Raw genomic sequence first — 6,352 nt, 5'->3', positions numbered from 1 at the left:
AAGCCCTAACTTCGGTTGGGGCTTTTTTGTATCTTCCGGTTTAAAATTGGTTGCTGTTCAACTCAGTTATAAGATTTAACAGTTAATCAGTCATTGCCCGCCCTATTATTACCACAATCATTATTTCTGTCTTTGATCATTTGTTGAAATTTTTTGACGGCAAGCTCAGGCTCTAATGCTTCAGTAATGGCAGTAACAACGGCGATTGAGTTTACTGATGTATTTAACACCGTTTTAGCACGTGCTAAGGTGATACCACCAATCGCAACCGTTGGAATATCAGGCGTTAATTTTACTAAGTCAGATAATGTTTGTACGCCTTGAATTTGTCCAGTCATATCCTTAGTTTTTGTCGGAAATATAGCGCCAATAGCAAGATAAGAAGGCTGATATTGTTTGACTTTAATTAACTCGTAATGTCCGTGACTACTTATACCTAAACGAAGACCTGCTTGTTTAATCGCTTTTAAATCAGCCGCTTGGATATCTTCCTGCCCTAAATGCACGCCATAAGCGTTATATTTTATCGCTAAATGCCAATAATCATTAATAAACAACATGGCTTTATATCGTTTGCCTAAAGCAATTGCTTGCATGATTGATTGCTCTAATGCCTCTCCAACAAGCGCTTTGTTACGGTATTGAATCAGTTTAATGCCTAATTTTAATAACCGTTCTAACCATTCGAGTGAATCCACCACTGGATATAATCCCAATTGCTTAGAATCGAGCGCTGCAAACCCAAAGTCAAAACTTGTAGCTGATAGTCTTGGCTTCTCAGAGGTTTTTTCTTCATGCCAATCAATAGCTTGAGCCAAACTAGAACCATTTACCAATACCTCAGGATAGTCATTTATATAACTTGGCCATTGACCTTGCCATATTGCATCAAAATGACTTTTTTTCTCTCCGACCGCCTTTAATCCTTGATTAAGGTAGGCTTTAGCGATGATAAATGCATCCTTTAGCGCGTAGTTTTGTGCTATTAAAGCGGCAATGGCCGAGGCAAAAGTACACCCTGTACCATGGGTGTTATGACTTGATATTTTATTGCTACTTAACCAGTAACTTTGCTGTCCGTCAGTACCATAATCGATACATTTATTTTTAGCTATTTCTAGATGGCCACCTTTAATAATTGTGGCACTAACACCAAGCGATAGAATCTTTTGCGCCGCAGCGACCATACACTGCCAGGAAAATGCAAACACCCCAGTAATTTTTTGCATTTCTTTACCGTTAGGTGTCAATAAATGAACAAGTGGTAATAGCTTTGCTTTGATTGTCGGTAAAGTATCATCTTCTGTTAAGTCTGAGCCGTTAGAGGCAATAGCTAGGGGGTCGTAAATAATATAAGGTTTGCTTGGCCACTCTTTATTGAAGCGTTTGATCTGCTCAACAACTAATTCAACTTGTTGATTATTGGCGAGTAAACCGATTTTAATCACGGTTGCCGGTTGCACTTGTTCCAAGGCCATTATTTGCGACAAAATAACCTTTTCAGACAGTGGGTTGATAGCTTCAACACCAAAACGATTTTGAGCAGTGACCGCAGTGATCACTGAGCCAACATCAACTCCTAAGTTATGCATAGTTTTAATATCAGCTTGCACCCCTGCTCCTCCTGAACAATCGCTGCCAGCAATTGTCCAGACAACAGGTTTGGTCTCTATTTTATTCATGTTCGATCCGGTTCACTTTGTTGCCAAAAAGGCGTATCTAATGTTGGTGTACTGGGCTGGGCTGTCTGTCTTTGCTGCATTATGCCCGCTCGAAAGGCTTGTTCGCCTGATAAAAGTGCATCAGAAAATGCTTTAGCCATTAAAATAGGATCGTCAGCCAGAGCAACAGCACTGTTTAATAAGATACCGTCATAGCCCATTTCCATCGCTAAACAAGCGTCTGAAGGTTTGCCAATCCCGGCATCTAAAATTAATGTTGCTTTAGGTAAACGTGCACGAATGGTTGCCAGGTTATATGGGTTCATTAACCCTTTTCCTGTACCTATAGGTGATGCCCAAGGCATAATGACTTCACAGCCTAAATCATACAGGCGCTGACATAAGACTAAATCGTCAGTGCAATAAGGTAATACGTTAAAACCATCATTTATCAGCATTTCAGTGGCTTTTAATAGTTCAAGCGGATCTGGTTGTAAATTATAGTCATCGCCAATGACTTCAAGTTTTAACCAAGACGTTTGGAATAATTCACGGCTCATTTGTGCCAATGTAAATGCCTCTTTAGCCGTTTTACAACCAGCAGTATTCGGTAATAAAAAGCCATTATTTAGCTTTACAATATCTTGAATATATTGCCAAATCTGTTGCCCTGATTGCGTTTGAGGGTTTTGTCGTTTTAGCGACAAAGTTACCACTTGAGCACCACTTGCTAAAATTGCCTTTTTCATAATATCTGGCGACGGATAAAGCGCACTGCCAATTAAAAGCCGGCTGTTAAGCTGCTCACCGTATATGGTTAAATTCATTGTTAACCTCCGTAAATAGGGAACAGTACATCAATGGAGTCGCCATCATTTAGTAACGTAGATGAGTATTGACCTTTACTAATAAAATCACTATTAACAGCAACGGCAAAACTCATTGTTTGCTGTTTTGATGTTAAATACTGCTCTAGCGCATCAGTTAAATTTACCTTTGATTTTTTACTCTTAGCGATGCTTTGAAGCATGTGTACCTCGCCGTTAATATGCACGTTCATTTTGATCTTCCTGTAATTGTGCTTTTATTTAATTGAGAAACGGTTAATAGCAGTTGTTTAAGTATTACAGGGGCAATGAGAAAGCCGTGACGATACAAGCCATTAACTTGAATTAAGCGTTGTTCAACTAAAACTTTTGGTTGATTGTCGCTAAATGCCGGCCTTAATTGACTGATGTGTTGAAGAATATTAGCTTCTGCAAAACCACTATTAACGCTATAAGCTGCGCTGAGTAATTCCAGCGCCGAACGTACTGTCATGGGAGATAAATCATCACTTTCAATTTCGGTGGCACCTACCAGATAAACCTGATCAGGTTTGGGCGCGATATAAAGTTGATATCTTGGATGCATTAATCTGATAGGTCGAGTTAAATGCACCTCAGGAGCAAACAGGTGAAACAATTCACCTCTTACCGCACGTAAATCCTCAATAGGAAAAGCGGGTTGTTTTACATCAAAACTAGCTCTAGCGCCCACCCCTCGACAATCAATCACTAAATCGAAGTATTGAATTTGCTCATTGACGGTCAATTGACAATGGCTTGTTTGGTTATTTATTTGTGATACCTGAGCCTCGGTCAACCAATTAACTTGCTCTAATTCAAGTTGTTTTTGCAATGCGATTAGTAACATACGATTGTCAATTTGCCCTTCGCTGGGTAAAAACAAACCTTGATTAAAATAAGGGGCTAATTCAGGTTCTAGCTCGGCAAGTTGCAATCGGTTTAATGACTTTACGATATGTTGGCCATAGTTTCGCGCAATATGTTGAACAAAACGCTGGTAATCACCACTGTCATGCTCATGGCTCACCATGATCGCCCCTTGTTGTTGAAAATAAACTTTTTCATCTAATGTGGCTAATAACTCAGGCCACATTGTTAACGAAGTAAAGCCCATTTCTACTATATTAGGCTCACAACTCATTGACTCGCCTAATGGCGTTAATAAACCACCAGCAGCATAGGCTGCACTTTGTTTAGCTAGTTTGTTGTCCTTGTCAAACAGGCACACTTGATAGCCTTGTCTTGTTAAAGACAAAGCAGTCAGGCGCCCCATTAAACCAGCCCCAACTACCGCTATTTCCATAAAGTATTTTTCCTAAATGATCATTTCGACGAAGGTTTCAGCGTATTCAAAACCGAAAATTATTTCGCGGGTTGATATATTTCACTACCTGATGCCTTAAATTCTGCTGATTTTTCAGCCATGCCTTGTACAGCTTGTTCAAGCTCGGCATTACTGGTTATGATTTCTTCATCAAGTAATTTGATCGTGATAGATTGATCTTCAATGTCAGCTGCGTAGTCTCGCACTTCTTGGCTTATTTTCATTGAACAGAATTTTGGACCACACATAGAACAAAAATGAGCAACTTTTCCTGACTCTTGCGGCAGTGTTTCGTCGTGATATTCTCGAGCGCGATCAGGATCTAATCCTAAATTAAATTGATCATGCCAACGAAACTCAAATCGCGCTTTAGATAAGGCGTTATCTCGAATTTGCGCACCGGGGTGTCCTTTCGCAAGATCCCCAGCATGTGCGGCTATTTTATAGGTAATTAATCCTTCTTTTACGTCTTCTTTATTTGGTAAACCTAAGTGCTCTTTTGGCGTTACATAACATAACATTGCACAACCATACCACCCAATATTGGCCGCCCCTATGCCTGATGTAATATGGTCATATCCCGGAGCTATATCAGTGGTTAAAGGGCCTAAAGTATAAAATGGCGCTTCACCACAGTACGCTAATTGTTGCTCCATATTTTCTTTGATCATATGCAAAGGTACATGCCCAGGCCCTTCTATAATAGTTTGCACATCATGCTTCCAAGCAATTTTAGTTAATTCTCCTAAGGTTTTTAACTCACTAAATTGGGCTTCATCGTTTGCATCCGCAACGGAACCGGGTCTTAAACCATCACCTAATGAAAATGAAACATCATATTTTTTACAAATTTCACAAATATCTTCAAAATGGGTATAGAGGAAATTTTCTTTATGGTGTGATAAACACCATTTCGCCATGATTGAGCCGCCACGTGAGACAATACCTGTGACGCGTTTAGCGGTCATAGGCACATATCTCAGTAATACGCCGGCATGAATCGTAAAATAATCAACACCTTGCTCCGCTTGTTCAATTAAGGTATCGCGAAAAATCTCCCAAGTTAAGTCTTCAGCTACGCCGTTAACTTTTTCCAGCGCTTGATAAATCGGTACCGTACCAATGGGCACTGGCGAATTACGAATAATCCATTCGCGCGTTTCATGAATATATCGACCTGTGGATAAATCCATTACGGTATCAGCCCCCCATTTAGTCGACCAAACGAGCTTTTCTACTTCTTCTTCAATCGAAGAAGTAACCGCTGAATTACCTATATTAGCGTTAACTTTAATCAAAAAATTACGACCTATGATCATTGGCTCGGCTTCAGGATGATTGATATTTGAAGGAATAATAGCTCGCCCTCTCGCCACTTCATCTCTAACAAATTCAGGGGTTATTTCATTAGGCATTTGTTCACTGCCTACCACTGCCCCAAAACTTTGACCCGCGTGCTGCTGAGTTAACATTTCGTCATGTAATTGTTGTCGCTTTAGGTTTTCACGAATAGCAATGTATTCCATTTCTGGCGTAATGATACCTTGGCGAGCGTAATGCATTTGTGTAACATTTTTTCCCGGTAATGCTCGGCGTACTTTAGGAAGGTTTTCAAAGCGAATATGATCTAAGCCTTCGTCGGCTAAACGTTTTTGGCTATAACCAGAGGATGCCCCCGTTAATACTTCAGTATCTTCCCTAGCTTCAATCCAAGTGGCGCGTAACTTTGCTAAACCTTTGTGAACATCAATTTGAGTATCTTCATCAGTATAAGGACCAGATGTGTCATAAACACAAATAGGTTGATTAGGCTCTAGTATTGGGTTCTCTTGTGTACCGCCAACGAAAGAATCGGCTAGTGAGATTTCACGCATCCCCACTTTAATGGAGTACAAGTTACCTTTAACGTAGATTTTTTTAGAATTTGGAAAATGTTGATTAGAGCAGTTTGTTAAAAACTGTTCTGCTTGTTCGCGACGTGCGCGGCGAGTTAATTTAGTCATGGTTCAGCCTTTCGTAAGTTCGCTCAAAAATTGAGCACAAAAGACGGAGTGTAGATATACAGGAGCTTTGTAAAACTAACTGAAAATAGTTAGTGATTATTCCCTTGTTTCCTTCGCAGATATTAGTCTGAATCAGGTTCTACGGATCCCGCTTTCGCGATCTCAGCCATTACAAAAATGTAAGTGGCACTCCGACAAGTCTCGACGATACTATATGATTAAATTTTATTGCGCAACTGAGAATAAATAACACAAAGTTCTAGCTTAGAAAAAACCATAATTCATTGCTAACCATTGCAAAGATTGAAAATAGGATGACAATAATCGTTTAAATAAGGAAATATACTCACCTAAAAGAAAATTTCAGTTGCTATCTGTGCGTATTTTCATTATCCTCCTTGCCGTTAAATTTGCCTCGATAGCTCAGTCGGTAGAGCAGAGGATTGAAAATCCTCGTGTCCCTGGTTCGATTCCGGGTCGAGGCACCATCATTTAGAACAAGTGTTCTGTTATTCG

Annotated in this window: 5 protein-coding genes, 1 tRNA gene and 1 riboswitch; of the genes, 1 reads left to right on the top strand and 5 read right to left on the bottom strand. The window is 39.9% G+C overall.

The window, feature by feature from the left end:
* Window positions 1-86: 86 nt before the first annotated feature.
* From thiE to thiC, 5 genes are read right to left on the bottom strand one after another with little or no spacing between them, the layout of a single operon-like run.
* Entirely contained in the window at window positions 87-1,682 is a 1,596-nt protein-coding gene (gene thiE, locus ABXH06_RS17735; protein WP_353519087.1) for a thiamine phosphate synthase, read from the bottom strand.
* Window positions 1,679-2,488, bottom strand: coding sequence for a thiazole synthase (locus ABXH06_RS17730; RefSeq protein ID WP_353519086.1), 810 nt, complete (start codon window positions 2,486-2,488; stop codon window positions 1,679-1,681). Before ABXH06_RS17730 ends, thiE begins: the two co-directional genes overlap by 4 nt.
* A gap of 2 nt (window positions 2,489-2,490) precedes the next feature.
* Entirely contained in the window at window positions 2,491-2,721 is a 231-nt protein-coding gene (gene thiS / locus ABXH06_RS17725; RefSeq protein WP_353519085.1) for a sulfur carrier protein ThiS, read from the bottom strand.
* Window positions 2,718-3,812, bottom strand: coding sequence for a glycine oxidase ThiO (gene thiO, locus ABXH06_RS17720; RefSeq protein ID WP_353519084.1), 1,095 nt, complete (start codon window positions 3,810-3,812; stop codon window positions 2,718-2,720). The genes thiS and thiO overlap by 4 nt, the downstream gene beginning before the upstream one ends.
* Window positions 3,813-3,871: 59 nt before the next feature.
* The gene (thiC, locus tag ABXH06_RS17715; RefSeq protein WP_353519083.1) at window positions 3,872-5,836 is read right to left on the bottom strand and encodes a phosphomethylpyrimidine synthase ThiC; all 1,965 of its coding nucleotides are present in this window, start codon (window positions 5,834-5,836) and stop codon (window positions 3,872-3,874) included.
* A gap of 91 nt (window positions 5,837-5,927) precedes the next feature.
* A riboswitch (TPP riboswitch) is annotated at window positions 5,928-6,040 on the bottom strand.
* A gap of 208 nt (window positions 6,041-6,248) precedes the next feature.
* On the opposite strand from thiC, the gene ABXH06_RS17710 reads away from it, so the two are divergent.
* Window positions 6,249-6,324: transfer RNA gene (locus ABXH06_RS17710), tRNA-Phe, on the top strand.
* Window positions 6,325-6,352 lie beyond the last annotated feature (28 nt).

Source organism: Thalassotalea sp. SU-HH00458, from assembly GCF_040362795.1.
Taxonomy (GTDB): domain Bacteria; phylum Pseudomonadota; class Gammaproteobacteria; order Enterobacterales; family Alteromonadaceae; genus Thalassotalea_H; species Thalassotalea_H castellviae.
This window is presented reverse-complemented; position numbering and strand designations above follow the sequence as displayed.